This is a genomic window from Zobellella endophytica (assembly GCF_003012775.1).
GTDB classification, from domain to species: domain Bacteria; phylum Pseudomonadota; class Gammaproteobacteria; order Enterobacterales; family Aeromonadaceae; genus Oceanimonas; species Oceanimonas endophytica.
Window position 1 is genome coordinate 318,110 of record NZ_PXYG01000001.1, and the last position, 17,914, is coordinate 336,023.

The 17,914-nt window shown below is 64.3% G+C and carries 16 protein-coding genes; 13 read left to right on the plus strand and 3 right to left on the minus strand.

Features of this window, described 5'->3' with window-relative positions; all coding sequences use genetic code 11:
- Position 1: 1 nt before the first annotated feature.
- Together C7H85_RS01390 and C7H85_RS01395 are read left to right on the plus strand one after the other, a co-directional pair.
- The gene (locus tag C7H85_RS01390; protein WP_106727931.1) at positions 2-988 is read left to right on the plus strand and encodes an alpha-E domain-containing protein; all 987 of its coding nucleotides are present in this window, start codon (positions 2-4) and stop codon (positions 986-988) included.
- A 125-nt stretch (positions 989-1,113) separates the two neighbouring features.
- Positions 1,114-1,392: a PTS sugar transporter subunit IIB gene (locus C7H85_RS01395; protein WP_106727932.1), complete on the plus strand. Its 279-nt coding sequence runs from the start codon at positions 1,114-1,116 to the stop codon at positions 1,390-1,392.
- Between the two features lie 25 nt (positions 1,393-1,417).
- On the opposite strand, the gene C7H85_RS01400 is transcribed toward C7H85_RS01395, so the two are convergent.
- Complete coding sequence (locus tag C7H85_RS01400) at positions 1,418-2,344, minus strand: LysR family transcriptional regulator (RefSeq protein WP_106727933.1); 927 nt, start codon at positions 2,342-2,344, stop codon at positions 1,418-1,420.
- A gap of 355 nt (positions 2,345-2,699) precedes the next feature.
- Between C7H85_RS01400 and C7H85_RS01405 the strand changes: the two genes are divergently transcribed.
- The 8 genes from C7H85_RS01405 to C7H85_RS01440 all read left to right on the plus strand — a co-directional run bounded on the left by C7H85_RS01405 (position 2,700) and on the right by C7H85_RS01440 (position 13,263).
- Positions 2,700-3,965 (plus strand): ABC transporter substrate-binding protein, encoded by a 1,266-nt coding sequence (locus C7H85_RS01405; protein WP_106727934.1) that lies wholly within the window; start codon positions 2,700-2,702, stop codon positions 3,963-3,965.
- A gap of 73 nt (positions 3,966-4,038) precedes the next feature.
- Positions 4,039-5,040, plus strand: coding sequence for a carbohydrate ABC transporter permease (locus tag C7H85_RS01410; RefSeq protein ID WP_106727935.1), 1,002 nt, complete (start codon positions 4,039-4,041; stop codon positions 5,038-5,040).
- Complete coding sequence (locus C7H85_RS01415; RefSeq protein ID WP_106727936.1) at positions 5,037-5,882, plus strand: carbohydrate ABC transporter permease; 846 nt, start codon at positions 5,037-5,039, stop codon at positions 5,880-5,882. The genes C7H85_RS01410 and C7H85_RS01415 overlap by 4 nt, the downstream gene beginning before the upstream one ends.
- 38 nt (positions 5,883-5,920) lie before the next feature.
- Positions 5,921-7,282, plus strand: coding sequence for a family 4 glycosyl hydrolase (locus tag C7H85_RS01420; RefSeq protein WP_106727937.1), 1,362 nt, complete (start codon positions 5,921-5,923; stop codon positions 7,280-7,282).
- A 295-nt stretch (positions 7,283-7,577) separates the two neighbouring features.
- A complete protein-coding gene (locus C7H85_RS01425) occupies positions 7,578-8,690 on the plus strand; it encodes an ABC transporter ATP-binding protein (protein WP_106727938.1) in 1,113 nt (370 codons plus the stop codon).
- 30 nt (positions 8,691-8,720) lie between these two features.
- Complete coding sequence (locus C7H85_RS01430; protein WP_106727939.1) at positions 8,721-10,382, plus strand: glycoside hydrolase family 13 protein; 1,662 nt, start codon at positions 8,721-8,723, stop codon at positions 10,380-10,382.
- Between the two features lie 514 nt (positions 10,383-10,896).
- On the plus strand, positions 10,897-12,576 hold the full coding sequence (locus C7H85_RS01435; protein ID WP_106727940.1) for a glycoside hydrolase family 13 protein: 1,680 nt from the start codon (positions 10,897-10,899) through the stop codon (positions 12,574-12,576).
- 78 nt (positions 12,577-12,654) lie between these two features.
- Complete coding sequence (locus C7H85_RS01440; RefSeq protein WP_106727941.1) at positions 12,655-13,263, plus strand: sugar O-acetyltransferase; 609 nt, start codon at positions 12,655-12,657, stop codon at positions 13,261-13,263.
- A 230-nt stretch (positions 13,264-13,493) separates the two neighbouring features.
- On the opposite strand, the gene ppnP is transcribed toward C7H85_RS01440, so the two are convergent.
- Complete coding sequence (gene ppnP, locus C7H85_RS01445) at positions 13,494-13,808, minus strand: pyrimidine/purine nucleoside phosphorylase (protein WP_106727942.1); 315 nt, start codon at positions 13,806-13,808, stop codon at positions 13,494-13,496.
- A gap of 250 nt (positions 13,809-14,058) precedes the next feature.
- Here ppnP and glk point away from each other — a divergent pair, with 250 nt between their 5' ends.
- Entirely contained in the window at positions 14,059-15,024 is a 966-nt protein-coding gene (glk, locus tag C7H85_RS01450) for a glucokinase (RefSeq protein ID WP_106727943.1), read from the plus strand.
- A gap of 115 nt (positions 15,025-15,139) precedes the next feature.
- A complete protein-coding gene (locus tag C7H85_RS01455) occupies positions 15,140-15,469 on the plus strand; it encodes a PTS transporter subunit EIIB (protein WP_158260047.1) in 330 nt (109 codons plus the stop codon).
- 39 nt (positions 15,470-15,508) lie between these two features.
- Here the strand turns inward: C7H85_RS01455 and C7H85_RS01460 are convergent, their stop codons facing one another.
- Positions 15,509-16,540 carry a LacI family DNA-binding transcriptional regulator gene (locus tag C7H85_RS01460; protein WP_106727945.1) on the minus strand — a complete coding sequence of 344 codons (1,032 nt, stop codon included), beginning with the start codon at positions 16,538-16,540 and terminating at the stop codon, positions 15,509-15,511.
- Between the two features lie 242 nt (positions 16,541-16,782).
- On the opposite strand from C7H85_RS01460, the gene C7H85_RS20190 reads away from it, so the two are divergent.
- On the plus strand, positions 16,783-17,907 hold the full coding sequence (locus tag C7H85_RS20190; protein ID WP_106727946.1) for an alpha-amylase family glycosyl hydrolase: 1,125 nt from the start codon (positions 16,783-16,785) through the stop codon (positions 17,905-17,907).
- The last annotated feature ends 7 nt before the right edge of the window (positions 17,908-17,914 follow it).

Here is a 17,914-nt window from a genome sequence, read left to right on the forward strand (position 1 = left end):
CATGTTGTCGAGAGTCGCTGAAAACATTTACTGGCTGGCCCGCTATCTGGAACGGGCCGAGGACACGGCGCGCCTGATCAGCGTCAACAGTCACCTGTTGCTGGACTTTCCCCAGGCGACCAGCCTGGGCTGGTCGTCGCTGGTGACCATCACCGGCAGCGACGAGCTGTTCAACCGGCACTACCGGGAGCACGACGAGGTCAGCGTGCTGAGTTTCCTGTGCATGGACCGGCGCTATTCCGGCTCCATACTGTCGTCGCTGGCGGCGGCGCGGGAAAACCTGCGCACCACCCGGGACGTGATGCCGCGCAGCATCTGGGAAGAGGTGAACCAGCTCCACCTGAACGTGGTCAGGCAGGCGGAGCGGGGACTGAGCCCGCGCCAGCGCGATGCCTTCCTCGGCCAGGTGATCCGCAGCTGCGAAACCGTCAACGGCATCATCGCCGGTACCCTCAGCCATACCCAGGTGCGTACCTTCTTGAGCCTGGGCCGGCAGCTGGAACGGGCCGACATGACCACCCGCATCATCGACGTGCGCTCGGCCAACCTGCTGCCGCGCAGCGCCGAGGATCTCAAGCCGTTCGAAACCCTGCAGTGGATGAGCGTGCTCAAGTCCCTGAGCGGTCACCAGATGTATCGCCAGCAGGTGCGGCTGGCGGTGCGCGGGCCCGACGTGCTGCGTTTCCTGCTGCAGGACGAGTCCTTTCCCAGGGCGGTGGTCTGTTGCATCGGCCAGCTGTCGCGGGAGCTGGCCCCCCTGCCGCGGCACCGGCCGGCGCTGGCGGCGGCGGAGCGCTGCCTGCAGCTGCTCACCGGTGCCTGCATCGACAAGCTGGCGCGCCAGCCGGATCGGCTGCACGATTTTATCGACGAGGTACAGATTGCCGTCAATGAGCTGCATGCGGAAATTTGTCTCAGCTGGTTCGCGCCCTTTGCCACCGGGCTTGCGGAGGAACGACAGGGGCAGCATCAGCGGCAGCAGGGCTGAACGCCGTGCCCGGCACAATATAGACTTAATCTATATTGTGCCGGTAAAAATCGATTTCATTTCTATATTCGGCCGCCGCTATCATGGTCTGGAATGGGTACCCATTGTTGATTCAGGAGGCGGTAATGGAAACGAGACAACTGGCGGTGGCGTTGCTGGACGCGCTGGGCGGCAGGCACAACCTGACGCGGCTGCGCTACTGCGCCAGCCGTGTCCGGCTCGCGCTGCGCGACGAGGCCCTGCTCGACCGGGAGAAGATTGCCCGACTCGGCGAGATCCGCGCCCTGGTGGCGGGCGCCGGTGGCGAGCATCAGCTGGTGCTGGGGCCGGGCAAGGCCAGGCCGCTCTACCAGCAACTGGTGGCGGCAGGCGGGCTGGAGCGGCTGGTGGCCGAAGACAGGTAAGCGAAGGGGCCGGCATGGCCCCTTGTTATTCCAGCAGATGGCGGTTCTGCTCCATATGCCGGCGCATCAGGGTCAGGACCGCCATGATATGGGGATCTTCGACTTTTTCCCGCATCAGGTAAATGCCGACCATGTTGTCGCGCTGAGGCTCCTTCAGGTTGAGCGGACGTACGTCGAAGCGGGCGAAGTAGCTGCCCATGCAACTGGGGAACACCAGTATGCTGTTGGTGGCGGCCAGCATGTCGATGGCGGTCACGATGGAATTGGTGGAATAGTGGATCCGCTCGGTGACGTGCAGCTGCAGCCGTTCCCGCTGCTTGGGCTGCATGTCCTCCATCACATTCTGGTAACGGGGCTCGTCGGGGGTGAGCTCGAGGTAGGGAAAGTGCTGCAGCTCGTCCTGATGCACCACGCGCCCGAGCAACGGGTGGCCGGTGCGCACATAGCAGGCATCGGTCGAACTCAGCAGCGGCAGGAAGCTGACCCCGGCCCTAGGGTTGAGCCCCTGGATCTCGTGGCCGATAAAGAGATCGATATCGCCGCTCAGCAATAAATCCATCAGCCGCAGGTGGTTACCCAGATCGACGTGGATATTGGCGGTGGGGTGCTGGCGCCGGTGCTGCTCGAAGGTCTCCCGCAGGAACATGTGCCACCAGGCGTGCCCCGTTCCTATCTTCAGACTGCGCTCCTGGCGCTCCTTCAGAAAGTCCATCTTGATCAGGGTGTTGTCGTAGATGCGCTGCATCATCCGCGCCTGCTCCAACAGCAGCTCGCCGTATTCGGTGAGGCGGACCCCACTGGAACTGCGGATCAGCAGCTGCACCCCCAGGTTTTCCTCCAGCTTCTTCATGTTGTGGGTCAGGGTCGGCTGGCTCAGGCACAGCTTGTTGGCCGCCTGGCTCACATTCTTGAAGGTGGCCACCTCGATAAACTGGCGCAATAGTTTGTCCACGGTATTTCCTTGTCAGGGATAGATGGTTTCTATCGCAGAGCTTAAATAACTGGCGCCTGTTGCGCCAGCCCGGCGGGAATTCGTGCCGGTCGCCGTGTGCGAGTCCGTGTGCCACCCCGTCTGCCGGGGAAGGGACTTGCGGGGTGATCACATTTTTGATCCCGGCGCTTAACATGGAAGCCGCATTAAGTGTGACGAAGATCACTCGCCTGGTTTTCATTATAGGTTTTATCTATGACGGACAGGTAATAAAGCATTTCAATTTATGGTACTGCCTCTTCTAGGATGAACACAGCTAACGTTAAGGGTGGTGGATGCCACCGATACCCTCCTATCAGGAAGACGAGAGGTCAAGATGAAAGTACGTACGCTCAGCATGGTGGCGGCCCTGGTGGCCGCATCCCTGAATGTGGCCAAGGCCGACACCCTGCGCATGGAATGCGCCCCCACCGGCGCCGGTAAGGAATTCTGCGATTACGTGAAGGATCGCTTCGAGACGCAGACCGGCCATACCCTGGAATTTATCGAATTTCCCCCTTCCTCCGATGAAAAGCTGGGCCTGTTCCAGCAGCTGTTCGCCGCCCGCGATGCCGACGCCGTGGATCTGTTCCAGGCCGACACCGTCTGGGTGGGCCTGCTCGATCGCCATACCCTGGATCTGACCGACCATGTGGCGGAGCTCGAAGCCGACTTCTTCCCCGGTGCCTGGCAGAACAACATCGTCAACGGCCGGGTCAAGGCGGTGCCGGCCTTCCTCGACGCCGGCGCCCTCTACTACCGCCAGGATCTGCTGGAAAAATACGGCGAGCAGCCGCCCGCCAGTTGGGAAGAGCTGACCCGTATCGCCACCCGCATCCAGGAAGGGGAGCGGGCCGCCGGCCAGCGCAACTTCTGGGGCCTGGTGTTCCAGGGCAAGTCCTACGAGGGGCTGACCTGCAACGCCCTGGAGTGGGTCGCCTCCTCCGGCGGCGGCGCCTTCGTCGACGCCGAGGGCCAGGTCACCATCGACAATCCGCAGGCCGCCCGGGCACTGGATCTGGCCGCCGGCTGGGTCGGCACCATAGCGCCCCAGGGCGCCCTCGGCTACATGGAGGAGGAAGCCCGCGCCGTGTTCCAGAACGGTGGCGCCCTGTTCATGCGCAACTGGCCCTACGCCTATGTGCTGGCCCAGGCCGACAACAGCCCGGTCAAGGGCAAGGTGGGGGTGATGCCGCTGCCGAGCGGGGCCGACGGCGAGTCGGTGGCCACCCTGGGCGGCTGGCAGTGGTCGGTGAGCGCCTACAGCAAGAACCCCGAGGCGGCGGTGGCCCTGCTGAAAATCGTGAGCGACGCCGAGGCCCAGAAGATGGCGCTCAGGCTGGTGGGCGTGGCTCCCTCGCGCGTGGCGCTGTACGAGGATCCGGAGGTGCTGGCCATGGCGCCCTATCTCGCCGAGTTCAGGGACATCTTCGCCAATGCCCTGCCGCGTCCGGCCACCCAGACCAGGAGCCAGTACGCCCGGGTGTCCAACGCCATCTACAACGCCACCTACAACGTGCTGAGCGGGCGCAGCAGCGGCGAAGAAGCGGTGTCGGATCTGCAGAGCCGGCTGGAACGCATCAAGGGGAAAGATTGGCGCTAGGTCCGTGCCCTTGGCCGCCCGTCGCCGGGTGGTCCTTCTTTCCCACGCCGATCTGAATTGCATGGAGTAACCCATGGATCACTACACCAAGACCCTGACCCCGGCCCAGCGCGCCAAGGCGACGGCAAATGCGGCGGTGTCCGGCCTGGCGGGGCGGCGCAAGCTCAACCACCAGCAACGGCGCGCCCGCGTCGCCTGGCTGCTGGTGGCCCCGGCGCTGCTGCTGCTGGCGGCGGTGGCCGGCTGGCCGCTGCTGCGCACCCTGTTTTACAGCCTGACCGATGCCGCCCTGGATGCGCCGGGCGAGTACAACTTCGTCGGCCTGGCCAACTACCTGGAGCTGACCGACAGCGGCGCCTACGGCGTGCTGGCCGATCCCCTGTGGTGGCAGGCGGTGGGCAATACCCTCTGGTTCAGCGCCGTGTCGGTGTCGCTCGAACTGGTACTCGGCATGCTGCTGGCGCTGCTGATGAACCAGACCTTCCGCGGCCAGGGCCTGGTGCGCACCGCCATCCTGGTGCCCTGGGCCATTCCCACCATCGTCACCGCCAAGATGTGGGGCTGGATGTTCCACGACCAGTTCGGGGTGGTGAACGATCTGCTGCTGCGCGCCGGCCTGATCGACCAGCCCCTGGCCTGGATAGCGAGCCCGTCGCTGTCGATGTGGGCGGTGGTGCTGGCGGACGTGTGGAAGACCACCCCCTTTATGGCGCTGATGCTGCTGGCCGCGCTGCAGCTGATCCCCAAGGACTTGTATGAGGCGGCCCGGGTCGACGGCGCCAACGCCTGGCAGCGCTTCTGGCGCATCACCCTGCCGCTGATCATGCCGGCGCTGATCGTGGCGCTGATCTTCCGGGTGATGGACGCGCTCAGGGTATTCGACCTCATCTATGTGCTCACCTCCAACAGCGAGGCCACCATTTCCATCTCCGGCTACGCCCGGGACCAGATGGTGAGCTACCAGGAGATGGGCTTCGGCTCCGCCGCCTCGGTACTGGTGTTCATGATGGTGGCCGGCATCGCCGCCTGCTTCCTTTACGCGGGCCGTTTCAACGACAAGGAGAACAAGGCATGAAGCTCAGCCGTCAGCAACGGGAATGGGGCCACAAGGGCCTGATCTACGCCGGTGCCGCCCTGGCCGGCCTGATCTGCGTCTTCCCCTTCTATTATGCGGTGCTCACCTCGCTGCGCACCGGCCAGGAGTTGTTCCTGACCAACTACCTGCCCTCGGGCTTCCACTGGGACAACTACATCGGCGCCCTGGTGGACAACGGCATCGCCCGCAGCCTGCTGAACTCGGTGCTGGTGGCCACCGTCACCGTGGGGCTCTGCCTGCTGGTGTCGATCACCGCCGCCTTCGCCCTGGCGCGGATCTCCTTCCGCGGGCGCAAGTATCTGCTGTTCACCATACTGTGCGTGTCCATGTTCCCCCAGGTGGCGGTGCTGTCGGGCATGTTCGAGCTGGTGCGCTTTATGGGGCTGTACGACTCATTGGGCGCCCTGGTGTTGTCCTACACCACCTTCTCGCTGCCCTTCACCGTCTGGGTGCTGACCACCTTTATGAAGTCGATGCCGGTGGAGCTGGAAGAGGCGGCCATCGTTGACGGGGCCAGCACCTGGGTGATCATCAGCCGCATCTTCGCGCCCATCATGGGGCCCTCGCTGGTCACCACCGGCCTGCTGGCCTTTATCGGTGCCTGGAACGAGTTCATGTTCGCGCTCACCTTCGTGATCTCGAGCGGCAAGCGCACCGTGCCGGTGGCCATCGGCATGTTCCAGGGCGCCTCCCAGTACGAACTGCCCTGGGGCAGCATCATGGCCGCCTCGGTGGTGGTGACGCTGCCGATCATCGTGCTGGTACTGATTTTCCAGAAACGCATCGTCAGCGGCCTGACCAGCGGTGCGGTCAAGGGTTGATCCCACTTAACAACAGTGTCTGAACAAGGAGAAAACGAATGGCTACAAAAATCGTCCTGATCGGCGCCGGCAGCGCCCAGTTCGGCTACGGCACCCTGGGTGACATCTTCCAGAGCACCACCCTGGCCGGCAGCGAAATCGTGCTGCACGACATCAACCCCCGCGCCCTGGCGGCCACCGAGCAGACCGCCCGCGACTTTCTCGCCGCCCGGGACCTGCCTTTTACCGTCAGCGCCACCGTGGACCGCAAGGCCGCGCTCCGGGGCGCCGACTTCGTGATCATCTCCATCGAGGTGGGCGATCGCTTCGCGCTCTGGGACCAGGACTGGCAAATTCCCCAGCAATACGGCATCCAGCAGGTCTACGGCGAGAACGGCGGCCCCGGCGGCCTGTTCCACTCCCTGCGCATTATCCCGCCGATCCTGGAGATCTGCGCCGATATCGCCGACATCTGCCCCGATGCCTGGACCTTCAACTACTCCAACCCCATGAGCCGGATCTGCACCACGGTGCACCGCCGCTTTCCCGGGCTCAACTTCGTCGGCATGTGCCACGAAATCGCCTCCCTGGAGCGCTACCTGCCGGAAATGCTGGACACCCCCTTCAGCAACCTGGCGCTGCGCGCCGGCGGCCTCAACCACTTCAGCGTGCTGCTCGAGGCCAGCTACCGGGACAGCGGCAAGGACGCCTACGCCGACATCCGCGCCAGGGCGCCGGGCTACTTCGGGAAATTGCCGGGCTACAGCGACATCCTGGAATACACCCGCACCCACGGCAAGCTGGTGGACACCGAGGGCAGCACCGAGCGCGATGCCCTGGGCGGCGCCGACAGCGCCTACCCCTGGGCCGATCGCACCCTGTTCAGGGAAATCCTCGAGAAGTTCCACCACCTGCCGATCACCGGCGACAGCCACTTCGGCGAGTACATCCGCTGGGCCCATGAGGTGAGCGACCATCGCGGCATCCTCGACTTCTACACCTTCTACCGCAACTACCTGGGCCAGGTGGAGCCGGTGATCGAGCTCAAGCTCAAGGAGCGGGTGGTGCCCATCATGGAAGGCATGCTCACCGACGCCGGCTACGAGGAAGGGGCGGTCAACATCCCCAACCAGGGCTTTATCCGCCAGTTGCCCGAGTTCATGGCGGTGGAAGTGCCGGCCATCATCGACCGCAAGGGCGTGCACGGCATCCGGCTCGACATGCCGGCCGGGGTGGCGGGGCTGCTCTGCAACCAGGTGGCGGTGCACGACCTCACCGCCGAGGCGGTGCTGCAGGGCTCGCGGGATCTGGTGATCCAGGCGCTCTTGGTGGATTCGGTCAACGACAAGTGCCGCCGTATCCCGGAAATGGTGGACCTGATGATCGACCGCCAGCGGCCCTATCTGGACTACCTCAAGTAAGGCAGGGGCGGGGGCTACCACTTCAGATAGCGGAATCTCGAAGAGGACAAGGGGGGCTGCTCCCTAAAGCTCAGTATCGTCTGTTGGCGCTACCATCAGACCACAGCGGGGCCTGGAAGAGGCAACAGGGATTGCCTACACCGACCGTCACATGCCAGGGATGGCATGTGCCGAGCGCCACAGGGACGTGCTTGCAGCGTGTCGGTGGAGGTGGCCCTGTTGACTCTTCGATGAGCCGTTACAGACAAGCTTTACAAAGATCGTAAACGGATTATCAAAAACAGGATGTAACAACATGGCGCAATTAACACTGGAAAAACTGCAAAAACGCTACGGCAAATCGGCCGAGGTGATCAAGTCGCTGGACTTGCAGATCAACAGCGGCGAGTTCGTGGTGTTCGTCGGCCCCTCGGGCTGCGGCAAGTCCACCCTGCTCAGGATGATAGCGGGGCTGGAGGAAATCAGTGGCGGCAGCATGTATATCGACGGCCAGTACGTCAACGACGACACCCCCGCCGAGCGCGGCATCGGCATGGTGTTCCAGTCCTACGCCCTCTACCCGCACATGAGCGTGTACCAGAACATGGCCTTCGCCCTCGAGCTGGCCGGTCACCCCAAGCAGGAGATAGACCAGAAGGTGCGCGACTCGGCCCGCATCCTGCAGCTCGAGCCCCTGCTGGAGCGCAAGCCCAAGGACCTGTCCGGCGGCCAGCGCCAGCGGGTGGCCATCGGCCGCGCCATCGTGCGCGAGCCCAAGCTGTTCCTGTTCGACGAGCCCCTGTCCAACCTGGACGCCTCGCTGCGGGTGCAGATGCGCATGGAAATCGCCACCCTGCACCAGCGGCTGGGCTCCACCATCATCTACGTGACCCACGACCAGGTGGAGGCCATGACCCTGGCCGACCGCATCGTGGTGCTGAGCAAGGGCAACATCGAGCAGGTGGGCACCCCGCTCGAGCTCTACGACCACCCGGCCAACGAATTCGTGGCCCAGTTCATCGGCTCGCCCAAGATGAACCTGATCCCCGCCATCCTCAAGCGCGCCGGGGACGAGCAGAGCCTGGTCGAGCTCGACAACGGCAAGGAGCTGCTGCTGCCCATCGCCACCACGGCCGAGGCCGAAGGCCAGAGCGTCAACCTCGGCATCCGCCCCGAGCACGTCCAGTGGGGCGAGCAGGCCGAGTGCGAATACCAGGGGGAGGTGATGTTCGTCGAGCACATGGGCAACGAGACCTACCTCTACCTCGACAACGGCAACGCCGGCGAGCCCTGGGTGGTGCGCAATGCCGAGCGTTCGCCCATCGAGGCAGGGACCCTGGTCGGCATCCGCCTGCCGGTGGCCTGCTGTTACCTGTTCGACCGCGAGGGCCGGGCCTTCCAGCGCCTGCTGCCCACCGCCCAGCATTAATTTCTTTCACTTTTTGAGACAGAGCCGGACATGAACCCAGCAACAGACAAAAAATGGTGGCACGACGCCGTGGTCTACCAGATCTACCCGCGCAGCTTTATGGACGCCAACGGCGACGGCATCGGCGATCTGGCGGGCATCATCCAGCGGCTCGACTACCTGCAGCGGCTCGGCGTCAACGTTATCTGGCTGTCGCCGGTGTTCAGCTCGCCGATGGACGACAACGGCTACGATATTTCCGACTATCAGGACATCGCCCCCGAGTTCGGCACCCTGGCCGAGATGGAGCAACTGATCGCCGAGGCCGGCAAGCGGAATATCCGCATCCTGATGGATCTGGTGGTCAACCACACCAGCGACGAGCATCCCTGGTTTGTCGAGGCGCGCCGCTCCCTCGACAACCCCTACCGGGACTTCTACATCTGGCGCCAGCCGGCGGCGGACGGCGGCCCGCCCAACGACTTCCGCTCCTACTTCGGCGGCAGCGGCTGGCAATACGACGCGGCGACCGGAGAGTACTACTTCCACCAGTTTTCCAGGAAGCAGCCGGATCTGAACTGGGAAAACCCCCGGGTGCAGGCCGAGGTGCACAAGATGATGAACTGGTGGCTGGACAAGGGCATCGGCGGCTTTCGCATGGACGTGATCGATCTTATCGGCAAGGAAGTGGACGCCCAGATCATGACCAACGGCGCCCGCCTGCACCCGCTGCTGCAGGAGATGAACAAGGCCACCTTCGGCGGGCGCGACCTGCTCACCGTGGGCGAAACCTGGAGCGCCACCCCCGAGATAGCAAAGCTCTACTCGGATCCGGCGCGGCAAGAACTGTCCATGGTGTTCCAGTTCGAGCACATCACCCAGACCTGGGACGACGAAGAAGGCAAGTGGCGCAGCCGGCCCTTCAGCCTGGCGGCGTTCAAGGCCATCACCGACAAGTGGCAGCTGGGCCTGGCCGACAGCGGCTGGAACTCCCTGTTCTGGAACAACCATGACCTGCCCCGGGCGGTGTCCAAGTTCGGCGACCCGGGGCGCTACCGGGTCGAGTCCGCCAAGATGCTGGCCACCGCCCTGCATGGCCTCAAGGGCACGCCCTATGTCTACCAGGGCGAGGAGATCGGCATGACCAACGTGCGCTTCGAGCGCATCGACCAGTACCGGGACATCGAGAGCCTCAACCTGTACCGGGAGCGCACCGCCGCCGGCGTGCCCCACGAGCAGATGCTGGCCGGTATCCACGCCAACGGCCGGGACAACGCCCGCACCCCCATGCAGTGGAACGGCGAGGCCAACGCCGGCTTTACCCGGGGGGCGCCCTGGATTGAGGTCAACCCCAACCACGACCGGATCAACATGGCCGCCGCCCTGGACGACCCGGACTCCGTCTTCTACCACTATCAGCGGCTGATCCACCTGCGCAAGGCCCATCCGGTGCTGGTGTACGGCGACTACCAGCCGCTGCTGAGCGAGCATCCGCGGGTGTTCGCCTACCAGCGCCGGCTCGGCGGCCAGCGGCTGCTGGTGCTGTGCAACTTCTTCGCCGGCCGCGCCAGCCTGACCCTGCCCGCCGGGCTGCAGCAGCCGGCGGGAGAAGTGTTGGTCAGCAACTACGCCCCCCGCGACCACTGGCGCGGCGAACTGGAGCTGCAGCCCTATGAGGCCTTTATGGTGCTACTGGACGAGACGGCCGGCTGAGGCTTGGCCTGTTGCCGTGCAATAGAGAAGCGGCAACAGGGCCACCTCCGCCGACACGCTTCGGGACGTGACACTCATTGTTTCAGCCTGCTGCGAACATTCACCGGATGTTCGGTCAGGCTGAAACAGTTCGTCACGGCGAGCAAGCTCGCCCCCTGTACGCTCGGCACATGCCATCTGACCGCCAGGGATGGCGGGAATGCCGAAAATGCAGGAGCAATTTTCGGCCCTGGCATGTGACGGTCGGCGGAGGCGATCCCTGTTGCCTCTTTCAAGCCCCGCCGCCGTCTGCTGGTGTTGCCAGCAGCGCCACCGGTGCATGGAGGAGGACAAAGGGTGCTGCTCAGCCGACCTTCTGTTTCAGGGATGAAACAGAGAGCGTACAGGGAGGTATTCACAGCGTGTCTGCTGGGTAGTGCCCTTTGGCCGAGCGTCCGCACTCCATCAAGGATCAACACAGACCGATTTTCTATCCCGGCGGCGCTGTGCCGCCCCTGATAACAAGGACAATGCCATGACCACAACAACAAGCGGCCGGCTGCAGCGCAGCTGGTGGAAGGAAGCTGTTGCCTACCAGATCTACCCGCGCAGCTTTATGGACGCCAACGGCGACGGTATCGGCGATCTGAACGGCATCATCATGAAGCTGGATTACCTGCAGGAGCTGGGGGTGGACGTGCTCTGGCTCTGCCCCATGTACAAGTCGCCCAACGACGACAACGGCTACGACATCAGCGACTACCAGGACATCATGGCCGAATTCGGCACCCTGGCCGACTTCGACCGGCTGCTGGCCGAGGTGCATGCCCGGGGCATGAAGCTGATCATCGACCTGGTGGTCAACCACACCAGCGACGAACACCCCTGGTTCCTCGAATCCCGCTCCTCCAAAGACAACCCCAAGCGCGACTGGTATGTGTGGCGCGACGGCAAGCACGGCGCCGAGCCCAACAACTGGGAGAGTATCTTCAAGGGGCCGGCCTGGCGGCGCGACGAACAGACCGGCCAGTATTTCCTGCACCTGTTCTCGAGCCGCCAGCCGGATCTGAACTGGGAAAACCCCGAGGTGCGCGGCGCGGTGTACGACATGATGCGCTGGTGGCTGGACAAGGGCATCGACGGCTTTCGTATCGACGCCATCAGCCACATGAAGAAAGTACCGGGGCTGCCCGATCTGCCCAACCCGCAAGGGCTGCGCTGCGTGCCTTCCTTCGACGGCCACCTCAACGTCGAGGGCCTGCTCGACTATGTGGACGACATGTGCCGTAACACCTTCCGCCATTACGACATCATGACGGTGGGCGAGGCCAACGGGGTGTCGGCGGAGCAGGCCCTCGACTGGCTGGGCGAGAAGAACGGGCGGCTCAACATGATCTTCCAGTTCGAGCACGTCAAGCTGTGGGAGAGCAGCAACAGCGAGCCGCTGGACGTCAATGCCCTCAAGGCCATCTTCAGCCGCTGGCAGACCGTGCTGGAGGGTCGGGGCTGGAACGCGCTCTACGTGGAGAACCACGATATCCCGCGCATCGTCTCCAAGTGGGGGGATACCCGGGGCTACTGGCGGGAAAGCGCCACCGCCATCGCCGCCATGTACTTCCTGATGCAGGGCACGCCCTTTATCTACCAGGGCCAGGAAATCGGCATGACCAACACCCGCTTCGACAGCCTGGCCGACTTCGACGATGTTTCGGCCAAAAACCAGTACGCCGAACTGCAGCGCCAGGGCTGGGCCGAATCCGACATACTGGCGCTGCTGTCCCGCACCGGGCGGGACAACTCCCGCACGCCCATGCAGTGGGACGCCGGCCCCGGGGCGGGCTTTACCACGGGGACGCCCTGGCTCAAGGTCAATCCCAACGTCGAGGCCATCAATGTGGCCGCCCAGCAAGGCGACCCGGACTCGGTGCTCAATTTTTACCGCGCCCTTATTCGCCTGCGCAAGGCCGCGCCGGCGCTGATCTACGGCGACTACCAACTGCTGCTGGCGGAGCATCCGCAGATCTACGCCTACCGCCGCAGCCTGGGGGAGGAGCGCTGGCTGGTGCTGGTCAACCTGAGCGGCGAGCCGGCGGCGTTCGGTGCCCTGGAAGCGCCGGTCCGGGGCCTGACGCCGCAACTGGCCAACTATCCGCCGGCCACGGAAACGGAGGAGACCCTGCGCCCCTTCGAGGCCCGGGTATACCGGCTGGATTGAGCGTCATGGGGCGGGCATCCGGTCCGCCCCTGGCGTATCATGATTCATTCAAGTCCAAACCAGATCCGGGAGGAAAAGATGAACGACAAGGCACGCATGCTGGCGGGAAAACTTTACTCGTCCCTGGGGCCCGAACTCAGGGACGATGCCCGGCGTTCGCGGCGACTGACCCGGTTGTTCAACGCCACCACCGAAGAGCAGCAGGAGGAGCGGCTGGCGCTGCTGAAAGAACTGTTCGCCGCCACCGGCGAGCGGCTCTACATAGAGCCGCCCTTTCGCTGCGACTACGGCGGTAATATCTCCATCGGCGAGGGCTTCTACGCCAATTTCGACTGCATCATCCTCGACGTGTGCCGGGTCGGCATCGGCGAGCGGGTGATGTTCGGGCCCCGGGTCTGCGTCTATACCGCCAGCCATCCCATCGACGCCGGGGTGCGCGCCGAGCTCGAGCTCGGCCGCCCGGTGACCATCGGCGACGACGTCTGGGTGGGCGGCAACACGGTGATCAATCCCGGCGTGCGTATCGGCAACCGGGTGGTGATAGGAGCGGGCTCGGTGGTGACCCGGGACATTCCCGACGACGTGGTGGCCGCCGGCAACCCCTGCCGGGTCATCAGGCCGATCACCGAGGAGGACAGACGGTACTGGCGGCAACTGCGTGACCAATACCGGGCGGAGGCGGGGTAGCCCAGAACGCCATATAGTTTAAAAATAAGGCAGCGACGCTTCTTGGTGTGCGGGCTGCCGCTATGGCTTGACTGCTGCACGCCCCACCAGCAAGGCGCACATCTGCACACGGCGGTGTTTTCCTACCGGCTAAAGTGGCAGGGGTAGCACTGCGGCTGACCGCTTGATTTTTAAACTATACGGCCTTCGCGGTACAGACGAGTCCCGGGGCCAAGGCCCCGGGATCAGGCTTAATCGAAGTAGGAGCAGCAGTAGTCCACCAGGCTGTGGACCTTGAGCTTGAAGATGGCGTTGGCGGGCACGTTGAAGGACTCGCCGCCCTTGATGGCCTGCCAATCGTCGCTGCCCGGCAGCTGGACGTCCAGCTCGCCGTCGAGGATTTCCATCAGCTCGGCGGCGGCGGTGTCGAAGGTGTACTCGCCCGGCAGCATGATGCCGAGGGTCTTGCGGCTGCCGTCGGCGAATTTGACCACCCGGCTGGTGACCTTGCCGCCGTCGTAGACATTGGCCTTCTTGATCACGGTAACGTTGTCGAATTGAGACATGATACTTCCTGTAGCTATGCGAAAAAACGGCCTCTGGTTATAGCACAAAGGCCGGCGGCATAAACGGAATTTTTATGCCGTAAGGCATCGCCCGGCGGCAGGGGGAAAATGCCGCCTCATTGCATAGAAAAAACCTATATTGCCGGCAATAAAATCGATTTCATTTGTGGCATTACCCTTTTTATGCTGGCCCCAGTCCGCGCGGGCCCGGCCCGACAAGCCTCTTCCTTTGATCAAGTGAGTAACGACGATGAGCCAATATATTCTGGTGGGAGACGTGGGCGGCACCAATGCCCGCCTGGCCCTCTGTGAACGCGCCACGGGCGCCCTGTCCGCCATCCGCAGCTATCCCACCGCCGATTCCCCCGGCCTGGAGCCGGTGATCCGGCAGTATCTGGCCGAGCAGGGGCAGGCGGTGGCCGAGGCCTGCATCGCCATCGCCTGCCCGGTGCAGGGGGACCAGGTGGTGATGACCAACCACAGCTGGCACTTTTCCATCTCGGCCATGCAGGCCGGCCTGGGGCTGGCGCGGCTCGAGGTGATCAACGACTTTACCGCCGTGTCCATGGCGATACCGGCGCTGGCGCCGGAAGATCGCTGCCAGCTCGGGGGCGGGGAGGTCCGGCCCGGCCACCCGGTGGCGGTGTACGGCGCCGGCACCGGCCTGGGGGTGGCCCACCTGGTGCCCTGCGGCGATACCTGGCTGAGCCTGCCCGGCGAGGGCGGCCACGTGGATCTGGCCCCGGGCAACGCCGAGGAAGAGGCGCTGCTGCGGGTACTGCGCCGGCGCTGGCCCCATGTGTCGGCGGAGCTGCTGCTCTCCGGCAGCGGCCTGGTCAACCTGTACCAGGCCCTGGCCGAGCTGGCGGGCCGGGCGCCCGAGGCGCTGGCACCCGGGCAGATCACCGAGCGCGCCCTGGGCGGCGACTGCGAGCTGTGCCGGCGGACCCTGGCCCTGTTCTGCGAGCTGATGGGACGCTTCGGCGGCAACCTGGCGCTGAACCTGGGCACCTTCGGCGGCGTCTATCTCGCCGGCGGCATAGTGCCGCGCTTCCTCGACTTCTTCCGCGACTCCGGCTTCCGGGCGGCGTTCGAGGACAAGGGACGCTTCAGTGACTACCTGACCGCCGTCCCCGTCTACCTCATCACCCACCCGCATCCGGGGCTGCTGGGGGCGGGGGCCTATCTGCGCCAGCAGTTGGGGATACGGCTCTAACGGTAGGGTGATGTCGCTCACTCAATCAGCGCTTTGTCTGCCCTGGGTGATGGGGTAGTATATGTTGAATTTAAAGCGCTTTAATTTTTATCGCCACTATTACCGAGGAGTCAACATGAACCAAGCATCCATTGCCGCCGAACTGCTCGCCGCCCTGGGTGGGGCCGATAACCTGGTCCGGCTTTCCTGCTGCGCCACCCGGCTGCGGGTGGATCTCCATGACGATACCCTCCTCGACAGGGCGTGCCTCGAGCGGCTGGCGCCGGTGGTCGCGGTGATCGAAGGCAGCGCGCTCGGGCAGCACAAGGCCTATCAACTGGTGGTGGCACCGGGTAACGCCCAATCTCTGTACGAGGCCCTGGTCAAGGCCGGCCGGCTTGACCAGCACGAAGAGCGCGGCTTGCTGAAAGGACTGGGCCGGCGGCTGTTCGGCAGCAGGGACTGAGCCCGTCCAACCGGCGCGCTTGCCGCGCCGGTACCGGGTTCAGGCGCGGGGACAGGGCCCGCAGGAGCGGCGCACGATCAGCTCCACCGATGCCACGGTTTGCAGGGGCTGGGGATCGGCACCGTCGAGCAGCGCCACCATCATCTCGGCCAGTGGCCGACAGGCGTCCATAAAGGGCGAGCGGGTGACCGTCAGCGGCGGATCGAAATGATCGGTGCGCAGGAAAGACACCACATCGTCGTGGGCGATCACCGACAGCTCCCTGCCGATGGCGATGTCCAGTTCCCCGGCGGCCCGGTAGACGCCCAGTGCCTGGGTGGCCGAGGCGCAGATGATGGCGCTCGGCATGGGCTGGGAGGGAGCTTCCAGCCAGCTCCGGGCCTGCTGGTAGCCTGCTTCGTCCGATGTTTCCTGGTGGGTCATCCAGCCGACGGGGACCGTCAGGTCCTGCTGTTGCAGGCGATCGTGAAAGGCGCGGGCCCGCTCGGTGGCAAAGGCCAGGTGGGCCGGGCCGTTGAGCAGGGCGATACGCTGGTGCCCGAGGGCGAGCAGCAGCTCGGTCGCCTGGGTCATGGCGTCGTAGTTGTCGATGTCGTAGTAGGGATAGTCAACCCGGCTGGCCGAACGGCCGTGCATCACGAAGGGAAAGCCCTGTTCTTGCAGAAAGGCGACCCGTTCGTCTTCGAGCTCCGGGCTGTTGAGGATAAGGCCGTCCACCGCCCGGCCGGCCACGAAGCGCTTGAACGAGTCCAGCGCGTTGCCCTGGCGGGCCGAGTTGATCAGCAGATCGTAGCCCGCATCGCCCAGGTGGCGGCTGATCTCGGCGATCATCTGCACATATTCCGGGGCGTTCACCAGCTCGTCGCTGGACTTGAGTACGATGCCCACCATGCCGGACTTGCCGGTGGCCAGCTTGCGGGCACCCAGGTTGGGCAGGTAATTGAGCTGCCTGGACGCTTCCAGCACCCGGCGCCGGGTCTTTTCGTTGACCTCGGGATAGCCGTTCAGGGCCCGGCTCACCGTCGCCTGCGACAGCCCCAGATGCTCGGCCAGATCCTTTAACGTGACCACGTTCTCTCCTCATGCTGTAAGCGTTTCAATTAAGTATGCCGTTGCCGGCCGGGTAAAAACAGCACAATATCGTCATTTTAACGGGATTGATCAACCAAAAGACGGGGTGAATCACAGATTTTTCATCGGGAAACGCGGGTGTCTTGCACTTAAAAATTAAAGCGATTTAATTTTGTGTCGGGTATCACCCGTTTTCCTCCGGTCCCCGGGCCGGCACTTCCATCATCCATAGGGACTTGCAGATGAATCATACCGTACTGGCCATGGCGCTGGGCGCCATCATGGCCACGCCCGTCCTGGCGGACACCCAGCCCCGCACCCTGTTCGACAGCCCGCGCCACGGCATCGAGGACGAGGTGTTCTACTTCGTGCTGCCGGACCGTTTCCATGACGGCAACCCGGACAACAACCAGGGTGACCCGAACGATTCCCATGCCTTCGGCGGCTATGATCCCGCCGACAAGGGCATGTTCCACGGCGGCGACATCGCCGGCCTGCAGCAGAAGCTCGACTACCTGGAGGGGCTGGGGATCACCGCCATCTGGCTGACGCCCATCCTCAAGAACAAGGCGGTGCAGGGCGATTCGGCCGGCTACCACGGTTACTGGATCCTGGATTTCACCCGCCTGGATCCCCATTTCGGTAACAACGAGGAGATGAAGGCCTTTATCGCCGCCGCCCACGAACGCGGCATCAAGGTATTCTTCGACATTATCGTCAACCACACCGCCGACGTGATCAAATACCGCGAATGTCATAGGGAGGACGGTGCCCACCTGCCCGGGCTGGACAGGTGCGACTACCGCTCCCGGGAGCGGGTGGCGGCCGGGGAGGGCTACACCCCCTTGATCCCGGCGGGAGAGGAGCGCGGCAAGGTGCCGGCCTGGCTCAACGATCCCCGTTTCTACCACAACCAGGGCGACTCCAGCTTTTCCGGCGAGGACAGCCTCTACGGCGACTTCTTCGGGCTGGATGATCTGGATCCCGGCAACCCCGAACTGGTGGCCGGGATGATCGACATCTTTACCGAGCTGATCGACGAGTGGAGCCCCGACGGCTTCCACCTCGATACCGTCAAGCACGTGGATGCCGACTTCTGGCGGGCCTTCGCGCCGGCCGTGCTGCGCCACGCTCGCGACGACGCCGGCATCGCCCATTTCACCATGCTCGGCGAGGTGTTCAGTAGCGATCCGCGCGAGCTCAGCTTCTACACCCGCAGTGCCGGCCTTCCCACCGTGCTCGACTTCGGCTTCCAGGCCGCCGCTGGCGGTGCCCTGGCCGGCCAGGGGGGGCATCGGCCCTGGCGGCCCTGTTCGAGCAGGATGACCGCTACAACCATGCCGGCGGCTCCGCCAACCAGCTGCTGAACTTCCT

Coding starts and splice junctions, on each gene's coding strand:
- C7H85_RS01390 (WP_106727931.1), top strand. CDS start 2: ATGTTGTCGAGAGTCGCTGAAAACATTTACTGGCTGGCCCGCTATCTG.
- C7H85_RS01395 (WP_106727932.1), top strand. CDS start 1,114: ATGGAAACGAGACAACTGGCGGTGGCGTTGCTGGACGCGCTGGGCGGC.
- C7H85_RS01405 (WP_106727934.1), top strand. CDS start 2,700: ATGAAAGTACGTACGCTCAGCATGGTGGCGGCCCTGGTGGCCGCATCC.
- C7H85_RS01410 (WP_106727935.1), top strand. CDS start 4,039: ATGGATCACTACACCAAGACCCTGACCCCGGCCCAGCGCGCCAAGGCG.
- C7H85_RS01415 (WP_106727936.1), top strand. CDS start 5,037: ATGAAGCTCAGCCGTCAGCAACGGGAATGGGGCCACAAGGGCCTGATC.
- C7H85_RS01420 (WP_106727937.1), top strand. CDS start 5,921: ATGGCTACAAAAATCGTCCTGATCGGCGCCGGCAGCGCCCAGTTCGGC.
- C7H85_RS01425 (WP_106727938.1), top strand. CDS start 7,578: ATGGCGCAATTAACACTGGAAAAACTGCAAAAACGCTACGGCAAATCG.
- C7H85_RS01430 (WP_106727939.1), top strand. CDS start 8,721: ATGAACCCAGCAACAGACAAAAAATGGTGGCACGACGCCGTGGTCTAC.
- C7H85_RS01435 (WP_106727940.1), top strand. CDS start 10,897: ATGACCACAACAACAAGCGGCCGGCTGCAGCGCAGCTGGTGGAAGGAA.
- C7H85_RS01440 (WP_106727941.1), top strand. CDS start 12,655: ATGAACGACAAGGCACGCATGCTGGCGGGAAAACTTTACTCGTCCCTG.
- ppnP (WP_106727942.1), bottom strand. CDS start 13,808: ATGTCTCAATTCGACAACGTTACCGTGATCAAGAAGGCCAATGTCTAC.
- glk (WP_106727943.1), top strand. CDS start 14,059: ATGAGCCAATATATTCTGGTGGGAGACGTGGGCGGCACCAATGCCCGC.
- C7H85_RS01455 (WP_158260047.1), top strand. CDS start 15,140: ATGAACCAAGCATCCATTGCCGCCGAACTGCTCGCCGCCCTGGGTGGG.
- C7H85_RS20190 (WP_106727946.1), top strand. CDS start 16,783: ATGAATCATACCGTACTGGCCATGGCGCTGGGCGCCATCATGGCCACG.